1 pseudogene is annotated in these 412 nt (G+C 35.0%); it reads left to right on the top strand.

Going from position 1 to position 412, the window contains the following annotated elements:
* A pseudogene (locus DMB92_RS09260) lies at positions 1–412 on the top strand (hypothetical protein); the annotation flags it as partial.

The following is a 412-nucleotide window of genomic DNA, read 5'->3' as shown; positions in this document are numbered from 1 at the left end:
GTTCATAGATAACGCTGGAGGCTTTTATAATCTAGCCAAAGATAGCGAGCTTAAAGCTTTAAATTTACAAAGCCTTATCAATGATAGCTTAGTTAGTGCCATTAAGTCAAAGGGAACCAGGACGAGCGATTTTTACGCTCTTTTAAAGGATTTAGAGCATTTTAACAAGCTTAGCGAAGCTGGCAAGAAAGATACTTTAGAGCTTGATAAAGAAATCATTGATAATTTTTTAGCTCGTGCTTTAGGTGCTAGCTTTGCTCGCTTTTCAAGGCTTGAAAATCCAAGCTCAAATTTATATGAGTTTTTAAAGGGGGCAAAGGATTATTTGGTTGAAAAAAACACGGCTAATCTTTTCAGTGAAACAAGCAAAGCCGTAAGTGATATAAATAATTATGATTTTATCAAATACGCC

The organism is Campylobacter sp. MIT 99-7217, assembly GCF_006864365.1.
GTDB lineage: Bacteria > Campylobacterota > Campylobacteria > Campylobacterales > Campylobacteraceae > Campylobacter_D.
Note: the sequence above shows the minus strand (reverse complement) of the source record. Positions and strands in the feature narration are given on the sequence as shown.